The sequence below is a fragment of the Pseudomonas sp. LBUM1641 genome (assembly GCF_059716235.1).
Genome location: NZ_CP166815.1, coordinates 628,541 through 655,420 on the forward strand (window position 1 = coordinate 628,541; position 26,880 = coordinate 655,420).

The 26,880-nt window shown below is 60.0% G+C and carries 20 protein-coding genes and 2 tRNA genes; 18 read left to right on the top strand and 4 right to left on the bottom strand.

Going from position 1 to position 26,880, the window contains the following annotated elements; translation table 11 throughout:
* Positions 1-31: 31 nt before the first annotated feature.
* The 7 genes from hfq to ACA046_RS02835 all read left to right on the top strand — a co-directional run bounded on the left by hfq (position 32) and on the right by ACA046_RS02835 (position 8,654).
* Positions 32-295 carry an RNA chaperone Hfq gene (gene hfq / locus ACA046_RS02805; protein WP_003217515.1) on the top strand — a complete coding sequence of 88 codons (264 nt, stop codon included), beginning with the start codon at positions 32-34 and terminating at the stop codon, positions 293-295.
* A 12-nt stretch (positions 296-307) separates the two neighbouring features.
* Positions 308-1,609: a ribosome rescue GTPase HflX gene (gene hflX / locus ACA046_RS02810; RefSeq protein WP_088425577.1), complete on the top strand. Its 1,302-nt coding sequence runs from the start codon at positions 308-310 to the stop codon at positions 1,607-1,609.
* Between the two features lie 96 nt (positions 1,610-1,705).
* Positions 1,706-2,881: an FtsH protease activity modulator HflK gene (gene hflK / locus ACA046_RS02815; protein ID WP_076018054.1), complete on the top strand. Its 1,176-nt coding sequence runs from the start codon at positions 1,706-1,708 to the stop codon at positions 2,879-2,881.
* Entirely contained in the window at positions 2,881-3,747 is an 867-nt protein-coding gene (hflC, locus tag ACA046_RS02820; RefSeq protein ID WP_076018053.1) for a protease modulator HflC, read from the top strand. Before hflK ends, hflC begins: the two co-directional genes overlap by 1 nt.
* A gap of 301 nt (positions 3,748-4,048) precedes the next feature.
* Positions 4,049-5,236 carry an ATP phosphoribosyltransferase regulatory subunit gene (locus ACA046_RS02825; protein WP_459025706.1) on the top strand — a complete coding sequence of 396 codons (1,188 nt, stop codon included), beginning with the start codon at positions 4,049-4,051 and terminating at the stop codon, positions 5,234-5,236.
* A gap of 54 nt (positions 5,237-5,290) precedes the next feature.
* On the top strand, positions 5,291-6,580 hold the full coding sequence (locus tag ACA046_RS02830; RefSeq protein WP_076018051.1) for an adenylosuccinate synthase: 1,290 nt from the start codon (positions 5,291-5,293) through the stop codon (positions 6,578-6,580).
* Positions 6,581-6,719: 139 nt separating this feature from the next.
* Positions 6,720-8,654, top strand: coding sequence for a methyl-accepting chemotaxis protein (locus ACA046_RS02835; protein WP_026078087.1), 1,935 nt, complete (start codon positions 6,720-6,722; stop codon positions 8,652-8,654).
* Between the two features lie 108 nt (positions 8,655-8,762).
* Here the strand turns inward: ACA046_RS02835 and ACA046_RS02840 are convergent, their stop codons facing one another.
* The 4 genes from ACA046_RS02840 to ACA046_RS02855 form a co-directional block, all read right to left on the bottom strand.
* Positions 8,763-10,328: an ABC transporter permease gene (locus ACA046_RS02840; protein ID WP_167664826.1), complete on the bottom strand. Its 1,566-nt coding sequence runs from the start codon at positions 10,326-10,328 to the stop codon at positions 8,763-8,765.
* A complete protein-coding gene (locus ACA046_RS02845) occupies positions 10,328-11,353 on the bottom strand; it encodes an extracellular solute-binding protein (RefSeq protein WP_459025709.1) in 1,026 nt (341 codons plus the stop codon). The genes ACA046_RS02840 and ACA046_RS02845 overlap by 1 nt, the downstream gene beginning before the upstream one ends.
* A gap of 170 nt (positions 11,354-11,523) precedes the next feature.
* Positions 11,524-11,610: transfer RNA gene (locus ACA046_RS02850), tRNA-Leu, on the bottom strand.
* Between the two features lie 178 nt (positions 11,611-11,788).
* A tRNA-Leu gene (locus tag ACA046_RS02855) sits at positions 11,789-11,875 on the bottom strand.
* A 224-nt stretch (positions 11,876-12,099) separates the two neighbouring features.
* On the opposite strand from ACA046_RS02855, the gene rnr reads away from it, so the two are divergent.
* The 11 genes from rnr to ACA046_RS02910 all read left to right on the top strand — a co-directional run bounded on the left by rnr (position 12,100) and on the right by ACA046_RS02910 (position 26,879).
* Complete coding sequence (gene rnr / locus ACA046_RS02860) at positions 12,100-14,733, top strand: ribonuclease R (protein WP_497675875.1); 2,634 nt, start codon at positions 12,100-12,102, stop codon at positions 14,731-14,733.
* Positions 14,730-15,485, top strand: a complete 756-nt coding sequence (gene rlmB, locus ACA046_RS02865) for a 23S rRNA (guanosine(2251)-2'-O)-methyltransferase RlmB (RefSeq protein WP_076018047.1) — start codon at positions 14,730-14,732, stop codon at positions 15,483-15,485. Before rnr ends, rlmB begins: the two co-directional genes overlap by 4 nt.
* A gap of 314 nt (positions 15,486-15,799) precedes the next feature.
* Complete coding sequence (rpsF, locus tag ACA046_RS02870) at positions 15,800-16,222, top strand: 30S ribosomal protein S6 (RefSeq protein WP_003217491.1); 423 nt, start codon at positions 15,800-15,802, stop codon at positions 16,220-16,222.
* Positions 16,223-16,250: 28 nt separating this feature from the next.
* Positions 16,251-16,481 (top strand): 30S ribosomal protein S18, encoded by a 231-nt coding sequence (rpsR, locus tag ACA046_RS02875; protein ID WP_002551829.1) that lies wholly within the window; start codon positions 16,251-16,253, stop codon positions 16,479-16,481.
* Positions 16,482-16,517: 36 nt separating this feature from the next.
* A complete protein-coding gene (locus tag ACA046_RS02880) occupies positions 16,518-17,405 on the top strand; it encodes a YybS family protein (protein ID WP_076018046.1) in 888 nt (295 codons plus the stop codon).
* 18 nt (positions 17,406-17,423) lie between these two features.
* Positions 17,424-17,870 carry a 50S ribosomal protein L9 gene (gene rplI, locus ACA046_RS02885; RefSeq protein WP_003171376.1) on the top strand — a complete coding sequence of 149 codons (447 nt, stop codon included), beginning with the start codon at positions 17,424-17,426 and terminating at the stop codon, positions 17,868-17,870.
* Positions 17,871-17,990: 120 nt separating this feature from the next.
* Positions 17,991-19,385 (top strand): replicative DNA helicase, encoded by a 1,395-nt coding sequence (gene dnaB, locus ACA046_RS02890; protein ID WP_064450415.1) that lies wholly within the window; start codon positions 17,991-17,993, stop codon positions 19,383-19,385.
* A gap of 99 nt (positions 19,386-19,484) precedes the next feature.
* On the top strand, positions 19,485-21,788 hold the full coding sequence (locus tag ACA046_RS02895; RefSeq protein ID WP_459025716.1) for a YgiQ family radical SAM protein: 2,304 nt from the start codon (positions 19,485-19,487) through the stop codon (positions 21,786-21,788).
* Positions 21,789-22,009: 221 nt separating this feature from the next.
* Positions 22,010-22,930, top strand: coding sequence for an Ssp4 family T6SS effector (ssp4, locus tag ACA046_RS02900; RefSeq protein WP_076018044.1), 921 nt, complete (start codon positions 22,010-22,012; stop codon positions 22,928-22,930).
* Entirely contained in the window at positions 22,927-23,379 is a 453-nt protein-coding gene (locus tag ACA046_RS02905) for a hypothetical protein (RefSeq protein ID WP_459025718.1), read from the top strand. The genes ssp4 and ACA046_RS02905 overlap by 4 nt, the downstream gene beginning before the upstream one ends.
* A 209-nt stretch (positions 23,380-23,588) precedes the next feature.
* Positions 23,589-26,879, top strand: coding sequence for a transglutaminase family protein (locus ACA046_RS02910; protein ID WP_459025720.1), 3,291 nt, complete (start codon positions 23,589-23,591; stop codon positions 26,877-26,879).
* Position 26,880 lies beyond the last annotated feature (1 nt).

Below are 26,880 nucleotides of genomic sequence, written 5' to 3' on the forward strand. Positions count from 1 at the left end.
TTTATTATTGATCCTTAAAGGAGTGCGGCACATGTCAAAAGGGCATTCGCTACAAGACCCTTACTTGAATACTTTACGTAAAGAGAAAGTTGGGGTTTCCATCTATCTGGTCAACGGTATCAAGCTGCAGGGCACGATTGAGTCGTTCGACCAGTTCGTGATCCTGCTGAAAAACACCGTAAGCCAAATGGTTTACAAGCACGCTATCTCGACCGTAGTGCCGGTTCGTCCGATTCGTCTGCCTAGCGCAACCGAAGAACAGGGTGACGCCGAGCCTGCACCAGGTAACGCCTGATAGGAGTCTCCTTTGTTCTTTGAGCGCCACGGTGGTGGTGAGCGAGTAATCCTCGTTCACTTGGATGGACAGGACCCTGAGGCGCGCGAAGATCCGCAGGAGTTTCAGGAGTTGGCAAATTCGGCCGGCGCCGAGACCGTCGCGTTTTTTAACGTGCCGCGTCATCGGCCAACCGCCAAATTCTTGATTGGCAGCGGTAAGGTCCAAGAGCTGCACGACTTGGTCCATGCCGAAAAGGCCGATCTGGTGATTTTCAATCACATCCTCACGCCCAGTCAGGAACGTAACCTCGAACGAGTTTTCGAGTGTCGCGTGATCGACCGTACGGGTCTGATTCTCGATATTTTCGCTCAACGCGCCCGTACCCATGAAGGCAAGCTCCAGGTAGAACTGGCCCAGCTTGACCACATGAGCACCCGGCTGGTTCGCGGCTGGACTCACCTTGAACGTCAGGGTGGCGGTATCGGCATGCGTGGTCCGGGTGAAACCCAGCTGGAAACCGACCGGCGTCTGCTGCGGGTGCGCCTGCGACAGATCAAGGGCCGCCTGGAGAAGGTGCGCAGCCAGCGCGAACAATCGCGACGTGGCCGTATGCGTGCGGATATCCCGACCGTTTCCCTGGTGGGCTATACCAACGCCGGCAAATCCACGCTCTTCAATAACGTGACGAAATCGGACGTGTACGCGGCCGACCAACTGTTTGCGACCCTCGATCCGACCTTGCGCCGTCTGGAACTGGACGACCTGGGGCCGATTGTCCTGGCCGATACCGTGGGTTTCATTCGTCACTTGCCCCACAAGCTGGTCGAGGCATTTCGGTCTACGCTCGAAGAGTCGAGCAATTCCGACCTCCTGCTGCACGTAATCGATGCGGCTGAACCGGATCGCATGTTGCAGATTGAACAGGTCATGGTGGTGTTGGGTGAGATTGGTGCCCAGGACTTGCCCATCCTCGAGGTCTATAACAAACTCGATTTGCTTGAAGGCGTTGAGCCACAAATCCAGCGCGACGAAAACGGCAAGCCCCAGCGGGTCTGGCTGTCGGCGCGTGATGGCAGTGGCCTGGAATTGCTTGAACAAGCCATTGCCGAGCTGTTGGGCAGCGATTTGTTTGTTGGCACCTTGCGCTTGCCTCAGCGTTTTGCTCGACTGCGTGCACAGTTTTTCGAGCTGGGCGCGGTACAGAAAGAAGAACACGACGAAGAAGGTGTCAGCTTGCTGGCCGTTCGAATACCGCGCACGGAGCTGAATCGGCTGGTCAGTCGGGAAGGTGTTGTGCCGGCGGAGTTCATCGAACAACACACTTTGCAATAAAAGCCTGAAAAAGCGGTTGTGCCGCTGTGACAGGCATTCTGTAGCATTGGTCGGCGCGCCGTGGGTGCGTCTTTGCTTTATCAGATGGAGAGCGCTATGGCTTGGAATGAGCCGGGTGGCAACTCGAATAATCAGGATCCTTGGGGTGGTAAACGCCGCAATAATGGCGACCGCAAGGGGCCACCAGATCTCGACGAGGCCTTCCGAAAGCTGCAGGAAAGCCTGAATGGGTTGTTCGGTGGTGGAAAAAAACGTGGTGGTGACGAAGGCGGTCGTACGAGCAAGGGCGGTGGTTACGGCTTGCTTGGCATCGGCCTCGTCGTGCTGGCGGCCGTTTGGCTGTACAGCGCCGTCTATGTAGTGGACGAGCAGGAGCAGGCCGTGGTGCTGCGCTTCGGCAAATACTACGAGACGGTCGGCCCCGGCCTGAACATCTACTTCCCGCCGATCGACAAGAAGTACATGGAAAACGTCACGCGTGAGCGTGCCTACACCAAGCAGGGCCAGATGCTGACCGAAGACGAGAACATCGTCGAAGTGCCGCTGACCGTGCAGTACAAGATCAGCAATCTGCAGGACTTCGTGCTGAACGTTGATCAGCCGGAAATCAGCCTGCAACAAGCGACCGAAAGTGCCCTGCGTCACGTGGTGGGTTCCACCGCAATGGACCAGGTGCTGACCGAGGGTCGTGAATTGATGGCCAGCGAGATCAAGGAGCGCCTGCAACGGTTCCTCGATACCTATCGCACCGGTATCACCGTAACCCAGGTCAACATACAGAGCGCAGCCGCACCGCGTGAAGTACAGGAAGCCTTCGATGACGTGATCCGTGCCCGTGAAGACGAGCAGCGTTCACGCAACCAGGCTGAAACCTACGCCAACGGCGTGGTGCCGGAAGCCCGTGGTCAGGCCCAGCGTATCCTTGAAGATGCCAACGGTTACCGCGACGAAGTGGTTTCCCGCGCCAAGGGTGAGGCAGATCGCTTCACCAAGCTGGTGGCCGAGTACCGCAAGGCACCGGAAGTCACCCGTGAGCGTCTGTACCTGGACACCATGCAGGAAGTGTTCACCAACACCAGCAAGGTTCTCGTGACCGGCAGCAAGGGCGGGCAGAACAATCTGCTGTACCTGCCGCTGGACAAGATGATCGAAGGTGGTCGTAGCAGCACCAGCGCACCGGCCTCCGGTTCAACGGCTGCTGCCAACGAAGCGAGCGCCCGTGCTGCCGCTGACTTGCTGCAACAGCAAACACGTACCAGGGAGAGTCGTTGATGAGCAATAAATCGCTGACCGCCCTGATTGTGGGCGTCGTCGTGGTCATCGCTGCCTGGAACTGCTTCTACATCGTGTCTCAGACCGAGCGCGCGGTGTTGCTGCAATTCGGTCGCGTGGTCCAGGCAGATGTCCAGCCGGGCCTGCATGTGAAAGTCCCCTACGTCAACCAGGTGCGCAAGTTCGACGGCCGCCTGATGACCCTGGATGCACCGACACAACGCTTCCTGACCCTGGAAAAGAAAGCTGTGATGGTTGACGCCTACGCCAAGTGGCGCGTCAAGGACGCCGAGCGCTTCTACACCGCGACCTCCGGCCTCAAGCAGATTGCTGACGAGCGTTTGTCGCGCCGTCTGGAATCGGGCCTGCGTGACCAGTTTGGTAAACGCACCCTGCACGAGGTGGTATCCGGTGAACGTGATGCGCTGATGGCTGACATCACGCGTTCGTTGAACACGATGGCGGAAAAAGAACTGGGCATCGAAGTGATCGATGTTCGGGTCAAGGCTATCGACCTTCCGAAGGAAGTGAACCGTAGCGTGTTCGAGCGTATGAGCACCGAGCGTGAGCGTGAAGCTCGTGAGCACCGCGCCAAGGGTAACGAACTGGCAGAAGGGATCCGTGCGGATGCCGATCGTCAGCGTCGCGTACTGTTGGCAGAAGCTTATCGTGAGTCTGAAGAGGCTCGTGGTGATGGTGATGCTCAAGCCGCGTCGATCTACTCCAAGGCGTATGGCCAGGACCAGGAGTTCTACGCGTTCTACCGTAGCCTGCGTGCCTACCGTGAAAGCTTCGCGAACAAAACCGACGTCATGGTGCTGGACCCAAGTAGCGATTTCTTCCGCTACCTGGAAAAGTCCAAGTAACCCACATGTAGTCTGAGAATCACTCCGTCGGGCGGCTAAAATGCCGGGCGGGGTGATCCTTTCAGAAAACGGGTGTATGATGCGGCAGCCGGGAAATTCCCGGCTTTTTTGCGTCTGCATGTTTGATTGTGGTTTTGCTCCGCAGGCGCCACAGGTTTTTCGAGGAAAGTGCCCGACGAGGCCGATTGTTGGTCGTTCGTCACGTCGCTCTTGCGCGTGGTTTATGCAGGGGCCGGGTATTTTCTGCTTCACTCAAGGCTCGCCCGAGGGCTGGCCGCCCGGATCATAGGGGAATGGCGTAATGGCAACGGTAGACCGCTGGCTGCTGCCAGATGGCATCGAAGAAGTACTGCCACCAGAAGCTGCGCGCATTGAAATCGCGCGCCGCCAGGTGTTGGATCTGTTCCAGAGCTGGGGTTACGAGTTTGTCGTGACCCCCCATATCGAGTACCTGGAATCCCTGCTGACCGGCGCGGGCCAGGACCTGGATCTGCGCACCTTCAAGGTCATCGACCCGCAATCGGGCCGGCAAATGGGTTTTCGTGCCGACATCACGCCGCAAGTCGCGCGCATTGATGCGCACACCCTGCGTCGCGAAGGGCCAAGTCGCCTGTGCTACGCCGGCAGCGTGCTGCATGCTCAACCGCGTGCCTTGTCGTCTTCCCGTAGCCCGATCCAGTTGGGCGCCGAGTTGTACGGCGATGCGAGCCCGAGCAGCGACGTGGAAGTCATCAGCCTGATGCTGGCCATGCTGCAACTGGCCGATGTGCCGGATGTGCACATGGACCTCGGGCATGTCGGCATCTACCGCGGCCTGGCCCGTGCGGCCGGTTTGTCGGGTGAAGTGGAACAACAGTTGTTCGATGCCCTGCAACGCAAGGCCATCGATGAAGTGATCGCCCTGACGGCGGGCGTGCCTGCTGACCTGGCCGGCATGCTGCGTGCGCTGGTAGGCCTGTGTGGCGGCCGTGAAGTACTGACCGCCGCCCGTGATCGTCTGGCGAACGCGCCGGCTGATGTATTGGCGGCCCTGGACGACGTGGTGGCGATTGCCGAGCAGTTGTCTGCGCGCTTCCCGCAGTTGCCGCTGTACTTTGATTTGGGTGAGCTGCGTGGCTACCACTACCACACCGGTGTGGTGTTCGCGGTGTTTGTCCCGGGTGTTGGCCAAGCCATCGCCCAGGGCGGTCGTTATGACGATATCGGCGCCGACTTCGGTCGCGCCCGTCCGGCGACCGGCTTTTCCACCGATTTGAAAACCCTGGTGACCCTGGGGCGTGCTGAGGTCGTGCTGCCGTCTGGTGGCATCTGGATGCCCGACAGTACGGACGCAGCACTCTGGCAGCAGGTTTGCCAGTTGCGCAGTGAGGGTCAACGTGTGGTCCAGGCCTTGCCTGGGCAGCCATTGGCCGCCGCCCGTGAAGCGGACTGCGACCGGCAATTGATTCTGCAGAACGGGCTTTGGCAAGTATCGCCACTGGCTTCTTGAGTTTTCCTGCCGGCCGCTGCCGGCACCAAGTTTGCGCGAATGAGGACAAGTGTTATGGGTAAGAATGTCGTAGTCCTGGGCACCCAATGGGGTGATGAGGGCAAAGGCAAGATCGTTGATCTGCTGACCGAACATGCTGCCGCCGTAGTGCGCTACCAAGGTGGCCACAACGCTGGCCACACCCTGGTCATCGATGGCGAAAAAACCGTCTTGCACCTGATTCCGTCGGGTGTACTGCGCGAAGGCGTGCAGTGCCTGATCGGCAACGGCGTGGTGGTTGCACCTGACGCCCTGCTGCGCGAGATCACCAAGCTGGAAGAGAAAGGCGTACCCGTGCGCGAGCGCCTGCGTATCAGCCCTTCCTGCCCGCTGATCCTGTCCTTCCACGTTGCGCTGGATCAGGCCCGTGAAAAGGCCCGTGGCGAGCTGAAGATCGGTACTACCGGTCGCGGTATCGGCCCGGCCTACGAAGACAAGGTTGCACGTCGTGGCCTGCGTGTGGGCGACCTGCTCAACATGCCGCGCTTTGAAGACAAGCTGCGTGAACTGGTGGATTACCACAACTTCATGCTGGTGGGTTACTACAAAGAGCCGGCCATCGAGTTTGAAAAGACCCTGGCTGAGTGCAAGGAATACGCTGAGCTGCTCAAGCCGCTGATGCTGGACGTGACTGCCGAGCTGCACGACCTGCGTCGCGCTGGCAAAGACATCATGTTCGAAGGCGCCCAGGGTTCGTTGCTGGACATCGACCACGGCACCTACCCGTACGTCACCAGCTCCAACACCACCGCTGGCGGCGTTGCGACCGGTTCGGGCGTTGGTCCGATGTTCCTGGACTACATCCTCGGCATCACCAAGGCGTACACCACGCGTGTGGGTTCGGGTCCGTTCCCGACTGAACTGTTCGACGACGTCGGTGCGCACTTGGCCAAACAAGGTCATGAGTTCGGCGCAACTACCGGCCGTGCTCGTCGTTGTGGCTGGTTCGACGCCGTTATCCTGCGTCGCGCTATCGATGTGAACAGCATCTCGGGCATCTGCCTGACCAAGCTGGACGTACTCGACGGCCTGGAAACCATCAACATCTGCATCGGCTACAAAGATGCGCAAGGCAACGACGTTGCCCCAACCGACGCTGACAGCTACGTAGGCCTGCAGCCTGTGTACGAAGAAGTGCCGGGCTGGACCGAATCGACCGTGGGCGCCAAGACCCTGGAAGAACTGCCAGCTAACGCCCGCGCTTACATCAAGCGCGTTGAAGAGCTGATCGGTGCGCCAATCGACATTATTTCGACGGGCCCGGACCGCAACGAGACCATCGTTCTGCGTCACCCGTTCGCTTAATAAGCTGTTGATGTAAAAAGCAAAGGGCTCCTTCGGGAGCCCTTTGTCGTTTCAGCCTGGTAAACGGCACGGCCCTTGCTATGGTTCTTTCTTTCGCGGTGCTATCAAATTAATGGCACCCGTGGTGGAGGGATTCCCAGTGTCTGCCGTTCTCTCATTGTTACAAAGCCGACTGTTGCGGCCGGTGTTCGTTACCCTAGGTATCGCTCTTTTGGTGCAAGTGCTGGTGGCTGTCGCTCTGACCCGGAGCACGGTTACGGCCCTGGAAGCCGATTTAGACAATCGGCTGGGTGTCGACAGCCAAAAGCTTTCCGGTGAACTGGCCCAGGCCGGCAAGGAAGTCACCTCGAGTCTGGACAGCCTGTCTTCCAGTACTCGCCAGCGTCTCACCGCGGGGCTTTCCACGCGCCTGCAGGACGAGCAGAAGCAACTGCGTGCGACCCTGGAAAAAGACCTGAAGGACTCCGCCAACGATATGGCGCAACTGCTGGCCTCGGTGGCGCCCCGCGCCATGTGGGACAGCGACGTGCCGACGCTGTCGGAATTTGCTCGGCGTGCCCAGCGCAATCCCAATGTGTTGTTCGTGGTCTACGACGATGCCACCGGCCAGCACCTGACGCGCTACCTGAACCGGGATAACCCGATTAACGCTGCGCTGCTCGAGAAAGGGCAGGGCGAGCGTGCCCTGGATAAGGTGTTGGATGCGGCGAAAAACGATCCGGCGGTCTACTACCTCGAGGCGTCCATCAGCCCCAATGGCGTGGAAATCGGCAAGGTCATCATGGGGGTTTCGACCGCTTCGGTGGACGTTGATCTGGCGGCGCTGGATAAGCGCTTCGCCGCGCTGATTGCCAGCAGTGATCAACTGGTGGGTGACAGCCTCAAAGGTGCCGCCGCTGACAGTGCTGCCGCCATGGGCGCGCGTTTGCAGTCGGCACAAGCAACCGCCACCCAGATGACTGCCAATACCACCAATGCCGTGCAAGAGGCGGCAGGTACCTTGCGCTGGCGCATCGGCATGGGCCTGGCGGTTGTAGGCTTTGGCGTGCTGTTGCTGATTGCCGTGGTGCTCGGGCGTCGGGTGGTCAATCGCCTGAAGCTGCTGATTGCGGCGATGGACGATCTGGCGGCAGGCGAGGGCGACCTGACCAAGCGCGTGCAGATCAACAGCCGTGATGAAATCGGCGACATGGCCTCAGCGGTCAATCGCTTTGTGGATAAGTTGCAGCCCATCGTGCGTGAAGCGGGTGATGTGGCCCAGCGTACCGGCGTGGAAATCGGCGCGATGACCCTGCGTAATGCCGGTGCCGATGCCGCCGCCGGCCTGCAGCGTGATGAGGTTGCCGAAAGCCTGCGGGCGCTGTCGCAAATGGCCGACGAGGCGCAGGCGGAAAGTCATGCGATGCAGGCGGCGTTGCAGCAGGTGGTGGATATTCGCCAGGCCACTGATGAAAACTCGCGTACGTCAGCCGAAGTCGGCAGCCTGATCGAGGCGTTGGCGGGGCAGGTGCAGGCGGGGTCCAAGGTGATCGAGCGTCTGGCGCAGCAGAGCGAGCAGATTGAGGTGGTATTGACGGTGATCCACGGGATTGCCGAGCAAACCAACCTGCTGGCACTCAACGCGGCGATTGAAGCGGCGAGAGCCGGCGAGACCGGGCGCGGTTTTGCAGTGGTGGCGGACGAGGTGCGAGCCCTGGCCAGTAAAACCCAGAGTTCTACCGGTGATATCCAGGCGCACATCGTGGCCTTGCAGCAAGGCGCCCGTGAGGCGGTAGAAACCATCGGCAAGGCCGGGCGCCAGGCCAGCGAAGGTCTGTTGGTATTGCGCGATAGCGTGCGCCTGCAGCAGTCGGTGCAGGCCTCGGTGGAGCAGGTGCATGCAGCGATTGGTCTGGCGACGCGTGCGGCTGAGCATCAGGCGCAAGGCGCGCATGCGGTGCGTGGCCGGGTGGAGATCATTCATGCCCAGGCCGAGCGCGCGGCTCAGGCAGTGGTGGAGACTACCGCCAGTGGCAAGGTGCTGGATGGGTTGGCGGCGCAGTTGAAGGCGAGCCTGGGGCAGTTCCGGGCTTGATGTCGCCTGGTGCGGCCCTTTCGCGAGTAAGCCCGCTCCCACATTCGACCGAGTTCCACTTCTGGAATGCGAGCAAATGTGGGAGCGGGCTTGCTCGCGAAAGCTATTTCAGCGGCTCAGATACATCCGCGTCGTAAGCAGATACACCGGTAACCCCGACACCAGAATCAACAGCGCCGCATACGGCGCGGCAGCCGCGAATTCCACATTCGAGGTATGCGCCCATACGGCAGTCGCCAGTGTGTTCAACCCTGTAGGACTAAGCAGCAACGTCGCCGTCAATTCCTTCATCGCATCCAGAAACACCAGCGCAAACGCCGCGCCCAATGCCGGGAAAATAATCGGCAACGTCACCCGGCAAAACGCACTGAACGACGACGCCCCCAGTGTTCTCGCGGCCTCTTCCAGCTGGGGTGCCGCCTTGTTCAGTGCCGTGCGGATCGGCGCCTGGGCCAGCGGCAAAAACAGCAACGCATAAGCGATCAGCAACAGCGCGGACGTCTGATACAGCGCCGGCACGTAATGCAGCGCGAAGTACACCAGCGTCAGCGCAATCACCAGTCCGGGCAGTGCGTGTAGCAGGTATGGCAAGCGTTCTGCCCACAGCGCGAGCTGACCCTTGTAGCGCACCACCAGCAAGCCCACCGGCACTGCAAACAACAGGCACAGTGCTGCGCCGCCCAGCGATAGCGCCAGGGAAGAAAGCAGCGCCTCGCTGATCTCGGCGACCGGAAACGCCGCCGAACTGCCCACTGCCAGCCAGTAACCGAGCATGCCCAATGGAATGCCGCTGCCAATGATTGCCAGAAGCAGGCAATACAGCTGCCCCAGCGGCGCCCATTTGCCGAGCCGAACCTGCTCGGCATGCCGCGCCGCGCCCTGGCCGGTGCGCACATGCCGGCCTTTGCCGCGCACTCGCAGCTCCAGCCAAAGCAGCGTCAGGCACATCACCAGCAGCACTGCCGAGAGCATCGCTGCATTGGCATTACTGAATTCCAGCTCGAATTGCTGATAGATCGCGGTGGTAAACGTCTGCAGTCCGATGATCGACAGCGCGCCGAATTCCACCAGCATATGCAGGGCTATCAACAGCGCCCCGGCCAGTAGCGATGGCCACAACAGCGGCAAAGTGATGCGAAAGAACACGCCCCAGCGATTCAGACCGAGGGTGCGGGCCGATTCTTCCAGGGATGGATCAAGATTGCGCAGGGTCGCCGCCACCGGCAGAAACACCAGCGGGTATTTGGACAGGGTCATCACCAGGATCGCCCCGCCCAGCCCCTCGAAATTGGCGCTCAACGAAACCCAGGTAAAGCTGCTGACAAACGCCGGCACTGCAAACGGCAGGCACAGGATCACTCCCCAAATACGCCGCCCCGGCAAGTTGCTGCGTTCCAGCAGCCAGGCCAGCGACAGGCCAATCACGCCGCAGGCCACGGTCACACCGACCATCAGCGCCAGGGTGTTGCGCAGCAGCCCGAACACATAAGGCCGCCACAGCAAATGCACCGCCTCGGCCCAACCCGCTTGCCAGGCCTTGAGGCCGACATACGCCAGCGGCAACAGGCTCAGGCCTACCAGCAGCAGGACCGGCAATAACAACCAGATCGAGGGGCGTTTGCGTCTCGGCGTAAAACCCCCGCGCAAGGCGGGGGCGGGGAGCGATGGGTTCATCAGTTCAAGCCAACGTCACGTTCCAGTTCCAGGGCTTCTTCGGCGTTGCCCAGGTCGGCAGGGGTGACTTTCGGCGGTTGCAGCTCGCTGAAAGGCTTGAGGCCGCGGTTGGATTCCATGCCCTTGCGCAACGGGTATTCGGCAGAGGTGTTGGTGATCACCCGCTGGCCTTCCTCGCTGGCCATGAAGGCCAACAGTTGCTGGGCTTCCTTTGGATGCTTGCTGGATTTCAATGCTGCTGCGGCAGACACGGTGATCAGGCCGCCGGCATCACCGTCGGTGAAGTAGTGCAGTTGCGAATCCAGGTTGGTTTTTTCTTTCTTCAGGGCGAACCAGTAGTAGTTGTTCACCAGGACGGTGGCGACCTCGCCATTTTCTACGGCTTTGAGCGCAACCATGTTGTTGCTGTAGACCTTGCCAAAGGCGCGCAGGCCGGTCAGCCACTCTTCAGCTGCTTCGCGACCGTGCAGCTTGATGATCGCCACGGCCTGTTCCTGGAAGGCGCCGCTGGTGGGTACGAAACCAACCTTGCCTTGCCATTCAGGGCCGGCGAAATCCAGCACCGATTTGGGCAGGTCTTTCTCGGCGATCAGTTTCGGGTTGAACGCCACGACGCGGGTGCGTGCGGTCACGCCCATCCAGGCGCCGTTGGCGGCCACGTATTCCTTGGGTAGAACGTCGAGGGTGCTGGCGTCGATGGTCGCCAGCAGCCCTTGCTCGCCGAGTTTATTAAGCGGCGGTGATTCTTCGGTGTAGATCACGTCGGCAGGGGAGCGGTCGCCTTCTTCGACGACCTGGCTGGCCAGCTGGTTGCTGCTGCCCTTGCGCACATTGACGTGGATGCCGGTCTTGGCTTCGAAGGCCTTGGCAAGTTCATCGCCGACCTCCTTGTGTTGGCCGTTGTACAAGGTCAGTGCAGCCTTGTCGGCAGAATAGGCAGCGGGCGAGAGCAGGGTCAGGCCGAGCAGAGTGATGGTCAGGCCACGCAGAAGGGATGTCTTGAGACGGGTATCGCGGATCATCATCCGGGGTGTTCCTCACTTGAGTGCAACAAATCGTTGCTAGGATAAACGATAAAGTTTCTCAGGTGCGGTCATGAGGCAAATCGGCCTGGAAGTTTTCAAACCCCGGAAACGCAAAAACCCGCTTTCGCGGGTTTTTGTGAGACTCAAGGTTAAAACCTCAAGTTTGGAATTGGTGCCCAGAAGAAGACTCGAACTTCCACGACCTTGCGGTCACCAGCACCTGAAGCTGGCGTGTCTACCAATTTCACCATCTGGGCAGCATCAGCAACGTTGCCGCTGTTGATGGAGCGAACTATACGGAGGGCTTTTTGATCTGTAAACCCCTGATTTGATTTTATAAATCAACTTTATGGTTAAAAATCAAAGGCCTGAAACGCAAAAACCCGCTTTCGCGGGTTTTTGTGAGACTCAAGGTTAAAACCTCAAGTTTGGAATTGGTGCCCAGAAGAAGACTCGAACTTCCACGACCTTGCGGTCACCAGCACCTGAAGCTGGCGTGTCTACCAATTTCACCATCTGGGCAGCATCGTCAACGTTGCCGTCGTCGATGGCGCGCACTATACGGACCACTTTTTGCGCTGTAAAGCCCAGTTATCAAAAAAGTCTGGAAAATTTCGCGGGCGGTCGCGCAAGGTGCATTCCGAGGGCTACAAAGTGCTTTTACGGGCTTGTCGACACCTGAAATTTCCCGTTTCAATACGCGTATGCCAAACTAACCCGCATATAGACAAGGTGAAAACTCTCTAATGGCCGATTGGCAGTCCCTCGATCCCGAGGCCGCTCGTGAAGCGGAAAAATATGAAAACCCTATTCCTAGCCGCGAACTGATCCTGGCGCATCTCGCCGATCGGGGTTCGCCTGCTAGCCGCGAGCAGCTGGTTGAAGAATTCGGTCTGACCACCGAAGACCAACTCGAAGCCCTGCGTCGCCGCCTGCGCGCCATGGAGCGCGATGCCCAGTTGATCTACACCCGCCGGGGCACCTACGCGCCTGTGGACAAGCTAGACCTGATCCTCGGTCGCATTGCCGGCCACCGTGACGGTTTCGGCTTTCTGATCCCGGACGACGGCAGCGACGACCTGTTCATGAGCCCGGCGCAAATGCGCCTGGTGTTCGATGGCGACCGTGCCCTGGCGCGCGTTTCCGGCCTCGACCGTCGCGGCCGCCGCGAAGGCGTGATCGTCGAAGTGGTGTCCCGTGCCCACGAGTCCATCGTTGGTCGCTACTTCGAAGAAGGCGGCATCGGTTTTGTCGTGCCGGATAACCCGAAGGTCCAGCAGGAAGTGCTGATCACCCCGGGCCGCAATGGCGCCGCCAAAGTCGGTCAGTTCGTCGAGGTGAAAATCACCCACTGGCCAACTGCGCGCTTCCAGCCACAGGGCGATATCGTTGAAGTGGTCGGCAACTACATGGCGCCGGGCATGGAAATCGATGTTGCGCTACGCACCTACGATATCCCTCACGTCTGGCCTGAGGCTGTGCTCAAAGAAGCCGCCAAGCTCAAGCCGGAAGTTGAAGAAAAAGACAAAGAGAAGCGCATCGACCTGCGTCATCTGCCGTTCGTCACCATTGACGGCGAAGATGCCCGCGACTTCGACGATGCGGTCTACTGCGAAGCCAAGCCTGGCAAGTTGCGCCTGTTCTCCGGCGGCTGGAAGTTGTTCGTCGCGATTGCCGACGTGTCCAGCTACGTGAAGATCGGTTCGGCCCTGGACAACGAAGCCCAGGTGCGCGGCAACTCGGTGTACTTCCCTGAGCGCGTAATCCCGATGCTGCCTGAGCAGCTGTCCAACGGCCTGTGCTCCCTGAACCCGAAAGTCGACCGTTTGGCCATGGTGTGCGAGATGACCATCTCGAAAACCGGCGAAATGACCGACTACCAGTTCTACGAAGCGGTGATCCACTCCCAGGCGCGACTGACCTACAACAAGGTCAGCACCATCCTGGAACAGCCGAAAACCAGCGAAGCGAAAGCCCTGCGCGGTGAGTACGGCCATGTCGTGCCGCACCTCAAGCAGCTCTATGCGCTGTACAAAGTGCTGCTGGGCGCTCGTCACGTGCGTGGCGCGATCGACTTTGAAACTCAGGAAACCCGGATTGTCTTCGGTTCCGAGCGCAAGATCGCCGCAATCACCCCGACCACTCGTAACGATGCCCACAAGCTGATCGAGGAATGCATGCTGGCGGCCAACGTGGCCACCGCAGAGTTCCTGAAAAAGCACGAGATTCCTGCGTTGTACCGGGTGCACGACGGCCCGCCGCCGGAGCGTCTGGAGAAGCTGCGCGCGTTCCTCGGTGAGCTCGGCCTGTCCCTGCACAAAGGCAAGGACGGCCCGACGCCGAAGGACTACCAGGCTCTGCTCGCAAGCATCAAGGATCGTCCGGATTACCACGTGATCCAGACCGTCATGCTGCGCTCCCTGAGCCAGGCGGTGTACAGCGCTGATAACCAGGGCCACTTCGGCCTGAATTACGAGGCGTACACCCACTTCACCTCGCCGATTCGCCGTTACCCGGACTTGCTCACGCACCGGGCGATCCGCAGCGTGATCCATTCCAAGCAGAACACCCCGCACGTCCAGCGCGCCGGTGCCATGACCATTCCGAAAGCACGGATCTATCCGTACGACGAAGCGGCCCTGGAACAGCTGGGCGAGCAGTGCTCCATGAGCGAGCGCCGCGCTGACGAAGCGACCCGCGACGTAGTGAACTGGCTCAAGTGCGAGTTCATGAAAGACCGCGTGGGCGAGTCGTTCCCGGGTGTGATCACCGCCGTGACCGGTTTTGGCCTGTTCGTCGAGTTGACCGATATCTACGTCGAGGGCCTGGTGCACGTCACCGCCTTGCCGGGTGACTACTACCACTTCGACCCTGTGCATCACCGCCTGGCGGGCGAGCGCACCGGTCGTAGCTTCCGTCTGGGCGACACCGTGGAAGTGCAGGTTATGCGCGTCGACCTCGACGAACGCAAGATCGACTTCGGTATGCCCGACAAGCCGGCCGAGCCGACTGGCCGTAAAAAACGTGGCGGCGAAACGACTGCGCCGGCCAGCAAAGGCAAAGGTACTCCTGCGAAAGCAGCGGTCGCCGAACCTGCGCCAGCCAAGCCTGCTCGTCGTTCGTCTGCCAAGGACAAGGCCCCAGAAGCTTATCGTCCAAGCGATGCCGCGGCGAAAAATGCCGAGCTGCGCAAGAGCCGCGAGTTGAAGCAGCAGTTGCTCAACGAAGCCAAAAGCGGTGGTAAAGCGGCGTCTGGGGGAAAGTCCCGCGAGGCGGAAAAACCGTCGAGCAAGCCGAGTAAACACCGTAAAGGCCCGCCAAAAGCGGGTTCGGCCCCCGCGAAAAGCGGCGGGTCGCGCAAAACTAAGGCCAAGTCATGAGTCTGGAAAAAATCTACGGCGTACACGCCGTAGAAGCATTGCTGCGTCACCACCCGAAACGCGTCAAGCAGGTGTGGTTGGCAGAAGGCCGCAGTGAGCCGCGCGTTCAAGCGCTGGTCGAACTGGCCAACCAAAATAAAGTCGCCATCGGCCAGGCCGAACGTCGTGAAATGGACGTCTGGGTCGAAGGCGTTCACCAGGGTGTGGTTGCGGACGTAAGCCCGAGCCAGGTCTGGGGCGAAGCGATGCTCGACGAGCTGCTCGATCGCACCGAAGGCGCACCGCTGTTGCTGGTGCTCGACGGCGTGACCGATCCGCACAACCTCGGCGCCTGCCTGCGTTCGGCGGATGCTGCCGGTGCGCTGGCGGTGATCGTGCCCAAAGACAAGTCGGCTACCTTGACGCCTGTGGTGCGTAAAGTCGCCTGCGGTGCGGCGGAAGTGATTCCGTTGGTAGCCGTGACCAACCTGGCGCGCACCCTGGAGAAACTCCAGCAGCGCGGCCTGTGGGTCGTGGGTACGGCGGGGGAGGCCGAGGTCAGCATTTATGACCAGGACCTCACCGGCCCGACCATTTTGATCATGGGTGCTGAAGGCAAGGGCATGCGTCGCCTGACCCGTGAGCACTGCGACTACCTGGTGCACCTGCCGATGGCCGGTAGCGTCAGCAGCCTCAACGTTTCAGTCGCAACGGGCGTCTGCCTGTTCGAAGCCCGGCGCCAGCGTGGCGCCAAGGCTAAAGCCAAGAAATAAGGCTTGAGAGCGACGCAAGACCCTGTGGGAGCCGGGTTTGCCCGCGATGACGGTGTGTCAGTCAGCAGAGATGTTGCCTGTGCCCTTGTCATCGCAGGCAAGCCAGCTCCCACATTTGTTTTGTGCTTGCCTTGATTCTGCGTTGTTCAAATAATCACCAATCACCTTGCGCCCTTTCTCCCCCTTCTCTACAATTGCGCCCCTTGCCTTCATGGCAGGCACGCATGTGCCTCCCTTCGGCAAGATCCATAAGTGTCATTCACTCCTTGTCTGACCGTTTTTGAGCGGCAGGCTACAACCCGTAAGGAGCATTCATGCGTCATTACGAAATCATCTTTTTGGTCCACCCGGATCAAAGCGAGCAAGTCGGCGGCATGGTAGAGCGTTACACCAAGCTGATCGAAGAAGACGGCGGCAAAATCCACCGTCTGGAAGATTGGGGCCGTCGTCAACTGGCCTACGCAATCAACAATGTTCACAAGGCTCACTACGTGATGCTGAACGTTGAATGCACTGGCAAGGCCCTGGCCGAGCTGGAAGACAACTTCCGCTACAACGATGCAGTGATCCGTAACCTGGTCATCCGTCGCGAAGAAGCCGTTACCGGCCAATCCGAGATGCTCAAGGCTGAAGAAAACCGCAGTGAGCGCCGTGAGCGTCGCGACCGTCCTGAGCACGAAGGCGCTGAAAGCGCTGATAGTGATGACAGCGACAACAGCGATAACGCTGACGAGTAATCCACGGACCTTTTAAGGAGCCTATCAAATGGCACGTTTCTTCCGTCGTCGTAAATTCTGCCGCTTCACCGCTGAAGACGTGAAGGAGATCGATTACAAAGATCTCAACACTCTGAAAGCCTACGTATCCGAGACCGGCAAAATTGTTCCAAGCCGCATCACCGGTACCAAAGCTCGTTATCAGCGTCAGCTGGCCACCGCTATCAAGCGCGCCCGCTTCCTGGCCCTGCTGGCCTACACCGACAGCCACGGCCGCTGAGACCGGGCAGTCGACAAGTAGTAAGGGATTGAATGCATGCGCGCCTTAGCTGAGTTCATCATGCGCGGTCGTGTGCAGGCCACTCTGGTAGTGGCTGGATGTGCAGCGTTGCCGTTGTTGTATTGGTTGGGTGCTGCTGCAGGTTGCCTTGTGCTCCTGCGGCGCGGTTTGAAGGACGCCCTTGGCGTTCTTGCCCTGGGAATGCTGCCGGCCTTGGTCTGGTGGTTGAAATTCGATGATCCACGGGTACTTCTGGTACTGCTCGGTTCATCGGCCCTTGCGTTGGTTTTACGCGCAAGTGAGTCCTGGGTCCGTACGCTGCTGGTCAGCGTGGCATTGGGGTTGGTGTATTCACTGGCGCTTGGCGCGGCTTTCCGCCCGCAAATCGAGGCGCTGGCGCAGGAGATCATAAAGATCCTGCCGCTGGCTCTCGGGGATCTCTACCAGCAGTTATCGGTAGAGGAGCGAGCGCGCTTTGCGTCAGTGGTTGCACCGATGCTTACCGGCCTGATAGCGGCACTGTTGCAGATCGTCAGCGTGCTGAGCCTGATTCTTGGGCGTTATTGGCAGGCGTTGTTGTATAACCCGGGTGGTTTTGGTCGCGAGTTTCGCAGTATCAGAATCCCCGCTGGACCAGCGATGTTGCTGTTGGCGTTCATGGTGGTCGGGCCGACTTTTGGCCTGGCGCTGTTGGTGCCGTTGTGCAGCGTACCGCTGGTATTCGCCGGGCTATCCCTGATTCATGGGCTGGTGGCGCAAAAGCGACTGGGCAGATTCTGGCTGGTGGGGTTGTACGTGACGCTGTTGCTGTTCATGCAGCTGATCTATCCGTTACTCGTGGTCTTGGCCATTGTCGACGGCCTGATTGATTTTCGCGGTCGTCTGGCGCCGAAAGACGCCGATAACGCGAACGGTGAAGGTTAAAAGTTAGAGGATTTTCACATGCAACTGATCCTTCTGGAAAAAGTCGCCAACCTGGGCAACCTGGGCGACAAAGTGAACGTTAAGGCCGGCTACGGTCGTAACTACCTGCTGCCATACGGCAAAGCCACCGCTGCAACCGCTGCCAACCTGGCTGCGTTTGAAGAGCGTCGTGCTGAGCTGGAAAAAGCAGCAGCAGACAAAAAAGCTTCGGCCGAAACTCGCGCTGCCCAACTGGCTGAGCTGGAAGTGACTATCACTGCCACCGCCGGTGACGAAGGCAAGCTGTTCGGTTCGATCGGCACCCACGACATCGCTGATGCACTGACCGCCTCCGGCGTTGAAGTGCAGAAGAGCGAAGTTCGTCTGCCGAACGGCACCATCCGCAACGTTGGCGAATTCGATGTAGCCGTGCACCTGCACGCTGAAGTCGAAGCAACCGTACGCGTTGTTGTGGTAGCAGCTTAAGCAGCACCTAACTGACTGGCACCTCGCGTGCCGGGCGGTTAACATCGGGCACGATCCTGTTTACAGGTCGTGCCTTTTGTTTTTCTGTAGCCCCTGATTCTCCAACTATTCCAAGTGGCCATGAACGATATCTCCGCTCCTGAGCAATATGATCTGCAAACCGCTGCCCTGAAGGTGCCTCCGCATTCCATCGAGGCCGAACAGGCCGTGCTCGGTGGTTTGATGCTGGACAACAACGCCTGGGAGCGCGTGCTGGATCAAGTCTCGGACGGCGATTTCTACCGTCATGACCACCGCCTGATCTTCCGCGCTATTGCCAAGCTGGCCGACCAGAACTCACCGATCGACGTGGTGACCCTGGCCGAGCAACTGGACAAGGAAGGCCAGACATCCCAAGTGGGCGGCCTGGGTTACCTGGGCGAGCTGGCGAAAAACACGCCATCGGTCGCCAACATCAAGGCCTATGCGCAGATCGTCCGTGCGCGGGCCACGTTGCGCCAACTGATCGGCATCGCCACCGAGATCGCCGACAGTGCCTTCAACCCGGAAGGCCGTACCGCTGAAGAGATTCTCGACGAAGCTGAACGCCAGATCTTCCAGATTGCCGAGGCCCGGCCTAAAACCGGCGGCCCGGTCAGCGTCAACGACCTGCTGACCAAGGCTATCGACCGTATCGATACCCTGTTCAACACCGATAACGCCATTACCGGCCTGTCCACCGGCTACACCGACCTCGACGGCATGACCAGCGGCCTGCAGCCGTCTGACCTGATCATCGTCGCCGGCCGTCCGTCCATGGGTAAAACCACCTTCGCCATGAACCTGGTGGAGAACGCCGTGTTGCGCAGCGACAAGGCCGTTCTGGTTTACTCCCTGGAGATGCCAGGTGAATCGCTGATCATGCGTATGTTGTCGTCCTTGGGCCGCATCGACCAGACCAAGGTGCGTGCCGGTCGCCTGGAAGACGACGATTGGCCGCGGTTGACCTCGGCGGTCAACCTGCTCAACGACCGCAAGCTGTTTATCGATGACACCGCGGGCATCAGCCCGTCGGAAATGCGCGCGCGTACCCGACGCCTGGTGCGTGAGCATGGCGACATTGCCCTGATCATGATCGACTACCTGCAACTGATGCAGATCCCGGGTTCCAGCGGCGACAGCCGGACCAACGAGATTTCCGAGATTTCCCGCTCGTTGAAAGCCCTGGCCAAGGAATTCAACTGCCCGGTGGTTGCCCTGTCGCAGCTCAACCGATCTCTTGAGCAACGTCCGAACAAGCGCCCAATCAACTCCGACTTGCGGGAATCCGGAGCGATCGAGCAGGATGCTGACGTGATCATGTTCGTGTACCGGGACGAGGTGTATCACCCGGAAACCGAGCATAAAGGCATCGCCGAAATCATCATCGGTAAACAGCGTAACGGGCCAATCGGCACCACGCGCCTGGCCTTTATCGGCAAATACACCCGCTTCGAAAACCTGGCGCCGGGCAGCTATAACTTCGACGACGAGTAAAAAGTCGTCCTGCCAATTCCGACTGCAAAGGTCGGAATTGGTCAAAATTTGTGCTATATTCCGCGCCCGCGATTTTTCATCTCAACACCGGTCACCGTCATGCAAACAGCCAAGCCGTTATTTGACTATCCCAAGTACTGGGCCGAATGTTTCGGTCCTGCGCCATTCCTGCCGATGAGCAGGGAGGAGATGGATCAGCTTGGCTGGGATTCATGCGACATCATCATCGTCACCGGTGACGCGTACGTGGACCATCCGTCGTTCGGCATGGCAATCATCGGCCGGCTGCTGGAGTCCCAGGGCTTCCGCGTCGGGATCATTGCCCAGCCCAACTGGCAGTCCAAAGACGACTTCATGAAGCTCGGCGAGCCGAACCTGTTCTTCGGCGTCGCGGCCGGCAACATGGACTCGATGATCAACCGCTACACCGCTGACAAGAAAATCCGTTCCGATGACGCCTACACCCCCGGTGGCATGGCTGGCAAACGTCCGGATCGCGCGAGCCTGGTCTACAGCCAGCGCTGCAAGGAAGCCTACAAGCACGTGCCAATCGTGCTCGGCGGCATCGAAGCGTCCCTGCGCCGCATCGCTCACTACGACTACTGGCAGGACCGGGTGCGTAACTCGATCCTGATCGACGCCTGCGCCGATATCCTGCTGTACGGCAACGCCGAGCGGGCCATCGTCGAAGTCGCCCAGCGCCTGTCGTGGGGCCACAAGATCGAAGACATCACCGACGTGCGCGGCACTGCGTTCATTCGCCGTGACACGCCTGAAGGCTGGTACGAGGTGGACTCCACCCGTATCGATCGTCCGGGCAAGATCGACAAGATCATCAACCCGTACGTGAATACCCAGGACACCCAGGCCTGCGCCATCGAGCAGGAAAAGGGCCCGACGGACGACCCGGAAGAAGCCAAGGTCGTACAGATTCTGGCCAGCCCGCGCATGACCCGTGACAAGACGGTAATTCGTCTGCCGTCCGTGGAAAAAGTCCGTGGCGACTCGGTGCTGTATGCCCACGCCAACCGCGTGCTCCACCTGGAAACCAACCCGGGCAACGCCCGTGCGCTGGTGCAGAAGCATGGCGAAGTGGACGTGTGGTTCAACCCGCCACCGATTCCCATGACCACCGAAGAAATGGACTACGTGTTCGGCATGCCTTACGCCCGTGTTCCACACCCGGCGTACGGCAAGGAAAAGATCCCGGCCTACGACATGATCCGTTTCTCGGTAAACATCATGCGTGGCTGTTTCGGCGGCTGCACCTTCTGCTCGATCACCGAGCACGAAGGCCGGATCATCCAGAACCGTTCCGAAGAGTCGATCATTCGCGAAATCGAAGAGATACGCGACAAGGTGCCGGGCTTCACCGGCGTCATCTCCGACCTCGGCGGCCCGACTGCGAACATGTACCGCATCGCCTGCAAGAGCCCGGAAATCGAATCCGCGTGCCGCAAACCATCCTGCGTGTTCCCGGGCATCTGCCCGAACCTGAACACCGACCACTCGTCGCTGATCCAGCTGTATCGCAGCGCCCGTGCGTTGCCGGGTGTGAAGAAGATCCTGATCGCTTCCGGCCTGCGCTACGACCTCGCCGTCGAGTCTCCGGAATACGTGAAAGAGCTGGTGACCCACCACGTTGGTGGCTATCTGAAGATCGCCCCGGAACACACCGAGGAAGGTCCGCTCAACCAGATGATGAAACCGGGCATCGGCAGCTATGACAAGTTCAAGCGCATGTTCGAGAAGTACACCAAGGAAGCGGGCAAGGAGCAGTACCTGATTCCATACTTCATCGCGGCCCACCCGGGCACCACCGATGAAGACATGATGAACCTGGCCCTGTGGCTCAAGGGCAACGGCTTCCGCGCTGACCAGGTGCAGGCGTTCTACCCGTCGCCAATGGCCACGGCCACCGCGATGTACCACTCGGGCAAGAACCCGCTGCGCAAGGTCACCTACAAGAGCGACGCGGTGACCATCGTCAAGAGCGAAGAACAGCGCCGTCTGCACAAGGCCTTCCTGCGCTACCACGACCCGAAAGGCTGGCCGATGCTGCGTGAAGCCTTGACCCGCATGGGCCGTGCCGACCTGATCGGGCCGGGCAAGGAGCAACTGATCCCGTTGCATCAGCCGTCCACCGACAGCTACCAGAGCGCCCGTCGCAAGAACTCGACGCCGGCTGGCAGCCACAAGGTTGCGAAGGAAACCACAACCAAGATCCTCACCCAGCACACCGGCTTGCCGCCCCGTGGCAGTGACGGCAGCAACCCGTGGGACAAGCGTGAGCAAGCCAAGGCCGCGGCCATGGTGCGCAACAAGCAGGCCGCCAAGGAACGCACCGACGCCGCCAAGGGCAAAGGCAAGAAGCCAGCCCGCAAGCCGGTCGTGCCGCGTTGATCGCAGCCTGAAACGCAAAACGCCAGCCTCGTGCTGGCGTTTTGCTTTCTAGCGGGTGGGTAGCCTGTTTGTTAAGGTGGCGCCCATTCGAGCGCCATCGCAGGCAAGCCAGCTCCCACATTTGACCGGGTTCCAGCATGAGAATGCGGTCGAATGTGGGAGCGGGCTTGCTCGCGAAAGCGCCAGTTCAGACACCACCCATTTCAAGGAAGAGCACCCCCATGAGCAGCCCCCTGCTTGGCATCGGCATGGACTCCAACCGCTCCCAGTTCATGGCGCGCCAGCGCATCGAAAGCCAGATCAATCTGCCACGCCTGTTTGCCGCCATCGACGCCGACCCCGGCATAGTGGGGGCGGGTGTGGTGTATATCGATGCTGACTTCAACATCGTGACCCTGCGTGAATTCAAACCCCTCTGCAGCATTACGCCCAAGCGCGTGATTCTGCGGGAGGCGCAGAAGTACATTGCCCCCACGCAATTTGCTGAACATGTTGTGAGTAATCCGCGCGAATCCCGCCTGATTGGTGAGGCGGTGAATACCGGCATTTCTTGTTTTGGCGCCGTCATCAGTTGGGCGGCTATTGCCAGCGGAACCATTTTGGTTCCATTCAGCGCCGGCGCGAGTTCCGTCATCGTCGTGGTCGGATACGCGGCTGCTGGTGCAAGCGCACTCCAGTGTTTCAATGGCATTACTCGAACGGTACTCGAGGTGGCAAGGCCAGAGGGAAATGATTGGCTCGACAGCGAGGCGTGGTATCAGAACACCTCAACGGTTTTGGACGCAGTATCGTTAGCTGGAGTGGGTGCCTCCGCCCTGACGACAATAAAACTTGTCAATGTCGCGAAGGCGGCCACAGGCAAGACGTTGCGCGAAGTGCTTCGTGGCTTGAATCGACAAGAAAGAGCGAAGCTCACAAAAGAACTGCTGACCATCAATGACCCTCGCCTCACATCGAAGATGCTCAAGCTCAAGCAGTTGTCGGGCGAACTGCCCAAGCGTTTTACCCCGACCCAACTTAAACACAGCACCAAAACCCAGATTAAAGACGCCTTAGGCGCAACGGCGGGCCTTATAGGGAGTGCTTACACGGGCAACGTAAAAACCATCGCATTGGGGTTGTATGAGGAGGTCGGAGAATGAGCGAGCTGATGACGCTTCGTGATTTTTTCAGGGATTACTTCCTTACTTTTATCGGTGGTGTATTTGCGGCCTATTTTTCTTTGGGCTTCGCTACAGCGCTTTCCTTTGCGACCTATTTTCGTGATTCGCCTCTCGCTGGCGGTTTGGGCTTTTCGATCATGCTCGTCGGAGCATTGCTGATCCTGTTAACGGTCCATAGCAATTTCATGATTTTGCGCGGGCGCCCGTCGTGGGTGTGGGTAATGGTGGGTATTTACTTCGCCTGCTTTCTGTTTGTGCTTCCCATGATTCAGTACACGCCGCACGCCGTTCTTTATGGCCTGGCGTTGGTTTTTCCGCTGTTTGGCCTCTTGATACTCAACAGCTCTGTTCAGCGAGATATGCGCATTAAACTCGTGGGAATTCGCCACATTCGGCAGGCATCAGAAGCCCGGCATAAAAACCGATAGGTATCACAGCACGGATCGACATCTGGGTACTTTCACCACCCACCCTCACACTCCCGCCACAAATATGTGCAACCCTCGCACCACGACGGCAGCCATCGCGCCGTTTTGGTGCTGTACTGCACCGGGTCCCACGATAAAGCGCAATGACTGCTGCTCTGGCATAAGTCTTGCGCGCTTTGTTTTCATGCCCTGGCTCGCAGGAGGCCGCCGTGTCGATTCATGTCGCGTTGCACCACGTTACGCATTACCGCTACGACCGCGCGGTCGAACTCGGCCCACAGATTGTTCGTCTGCGTCCGGCGGCTCATAGCCGCACGCGGATTCTTTCCTACGCGTTGAAGGTGTTGCCGGAACAGCACTTCATCAATTGGCAGCAAGACCCCCAGGGCAATTACCTGGCGCGTCTGGTGTTCCCGGAAAAAACTGACGAGTTGCGCATTGAGGTCGACCTGGTCGCCGAGATGGCGGTGTTCAACCCTTTCGACTTTTTCCTGGAACCCTACGCCGAAAAAATCCCGTTCAGCTACGCCGCCGATGAGCAGCGCGAGCTGGCGCCGTACCTGGAAACATTGCCGCTGACCCCGCGATTCGCCGCCTACCTGGCGGGTATCGACCGCACGCCGTTGCCGGCCGTGGATTTCCTGGTAGGCCTCAATCAGCGCCTGGCCGCCGACATCGGCTACCTGATCCGCATGGAACCGGGCGTACAGACCCCGGAATTCACCCTTGAAAACGCCTCCGGTTCCTGCCGGGATTCAGCGTGGTTGCTGGTGCAACTGCTGCGCAATCTCGGATTGGCGGCGCGGTTTGTGTCCGGTTATCTGATCCAGCTGACCGCTGACGTCAAAGCCCTCGACGGCCCGTCCGGCACCGAAGTGGATTTCACCGACCTGCATGCCTGGTGCGAAGTGTATTTGCCCGGCGCCGGTTGGATCGGTCTAGATGCCACCTCCGGCTTGTTCGCCGGTGAAGGGCATATCCCGTTGGCTTGTAGTCCTGATCCTTCCTCAGCAGCGCCCATCAGTGGCTTGGTGGAACCCTGCGAGTGCGAATTTACCCACGAGATGTCCGTAGAGCGGATTTGGGAAGCCCCACGGGTTACCAAGCCCTACACCGAAGAGCAGTGGCTGGCGATCCAGGCCTTGGGCCGGCAGATCGACGGTGACCTGCTCAAGGACGACGTGCGCCTGACCATGGGTGGCGAGCCGACCTTCGTCTCCATCGACGACCCCGACGGTGCGGAATGGAACACCGCCGCTCTCGGTCCGGACAAGCGCCGCCTGTCTGCCGAGCTGTTCCAGCGCATGCGCAAGCACTACGCGCCCAAGGGCCTGGTGCACTTTGGCCAGGGCAAGTGGTACCCCGGCGAGCAACTGCCGCGCTGGTCCCTCAACTGCTACTGGCGCCGCGACGGCGTGCCGATCTGGCACAACAGCGCGCTGATCGCCGATGAGCAGGAAAGCTATGGCGCCGACGGCGTGATGGCCGGGCGTTTTCTGGCCAGCGTCGCCGAGCGCCTGAAACTGCCTACGCATTTTGTATTCCCGGCCTACGAAGACAATTTCTATTACCTGTGGCGTGAAGGCGCCTTGCCGCAGAACGTCAGCGCCGAAGATCCGCGCCTGGAGGACAAGCTCGAGCGCGAACGCCTGCGCAAAGTCTTCAGCCAGGGCCTGGATAAAGTCATCGGCCAGGTGCTGCCGCTGGCGCGTACGGCGGCCAATGACCGCTGGCAGAGCGGCCGCTGGTACCTGCGGGACAACCATTGCCGCCTGGTGCCGGGTGATTCGCCACTGGGTTACCGCCTGCCACTGGCCTCGCAGCCGTGGGTGACGGCGGCGGACTATCCGTTCGTGCACCCCACCGATCCCAATCAGGATCTGGCAGACCTGCCGACCACCTCACAGTTGCAAAGCCACGGCGAGGCGGCCGAGAGCAAAGAGCGCACTCCGAAGATCGACGAATCCGCCGACTGGCTGACCCGCACCGCCCTGTGTGCCGAAGCGCGGGAAGGCCGGCTGTACCTGTTCATGCCGCCGCTGGAGCGGGTGGAGGATTATCTGGAGTTGGTGGCGGCCATCGAAGCCACTGCCGAAGAACTGCATTGCCCGGTGCTTCTGGAAGGTTATGAGCCGCCGAGTGACCCGCGCCTGAGCAACTTCCGGGTGACACCGGACCCGGGCGTGATCGAGGTCAACGTGCAGCCGTCCGCCACCTGGGACGAGTTGGTGGAGCGCACCGAGTTTCTCTACGAGGAAGCCCGGCAAACCCGCCTCACCACTGAAAAATTCATGATCGACGGCCGCCACACCGGCACCGGCGGCGGTAACCATTTCGTCCTCGGTGGCGCCACGCCGAAGGATTCGCCGTTCCTGCGGCGTCCCGATCTACTGCGCAGCTTGATCAGCTATTGGCATAACCATCCATCCCTGTCCTACCTGTTTTCCGGCCTGTTCATCGGCCCGACTTCCCAGGCGCCACGGGTCGACGAAGCGCGTAACGATGCGCTGTACGAGTTGGAAATCGCCTTCGCCCAGATGCCCGAAGTGGGCGAAGAATGCCCGCCCTGGTTGGTGGACCGCCTGCTGCGCAACCTGCTGATCGACGTCACGGGCAACACTCACCGCGCCGAGTTCTGCATCGACAAGCTCTACTCGCCGGACGGTGCCACCGGCCGCCTGGGCCTGCTGGAATTGCGCGCCTTTGAAATGCCGCCTCACGCGCGCATGAGCCTGACCCAGCAACTGCTGCTGCGGGCGCTGGTCGCGCGCTTCTGGCGTGAGCCCTATGCGCCGCCGAAGCTGGCGCGCTGGGGCACGGAGCTGCACGACCGCTTCCTGCTGCCGCACTTTATCGAGCAGGATTTTGCCGACGTGATTGTCGAGCTGAACGCTGCCGGTTATCCGCTGCGGGCCGAATGGTTTGCCGCGCACCTGGAATTCCGTTTTCCCAAGGTCGGCGACTATGCCGTCAGCGGTATCGAACTGGAACTGCGCCAGGCCCTGGAACCCTGGCATGTGCTGGGCGAGGAGGGCGCGGTGGGCGGCACGGTGCGTTACGTGGACTCGTCCCTGGAGCGCTTGCAGGTCAAGTTGAGCGGCCTGCCACCCCAGCGTTACCTGCTGACCTGCAACGGCATTCCGGTGCCGTTGCAACCCACCGGGCGTGTCGGCGAGTTTGTGGCTGGCGTGCGCTATCGCGCGTGGCAGCCGGCCAACTGTTTGCAGCCGACCATCCCGGTGCATGCGCCGCTGGTGTTTGATCTTTTGGACACGTGGATGCAGCGCTCGCTGGGTGGTTGCCAGTACCATGTCGCCCATCCGGGTGGGCGCAATTACGACAGCCTGCCGGTGAATGCCAATGAAGCCGAAAGCCGGCGAATGGCACGGTTTTTCCGGCTGGGGCACAGCCCTGGAAAATTGCCGGTGCCGAGCGTGGTGATCAACGATGAATTGCCGATGACCCTGGATTTACGACGTTTCCCCAATAAGAATGACTAAA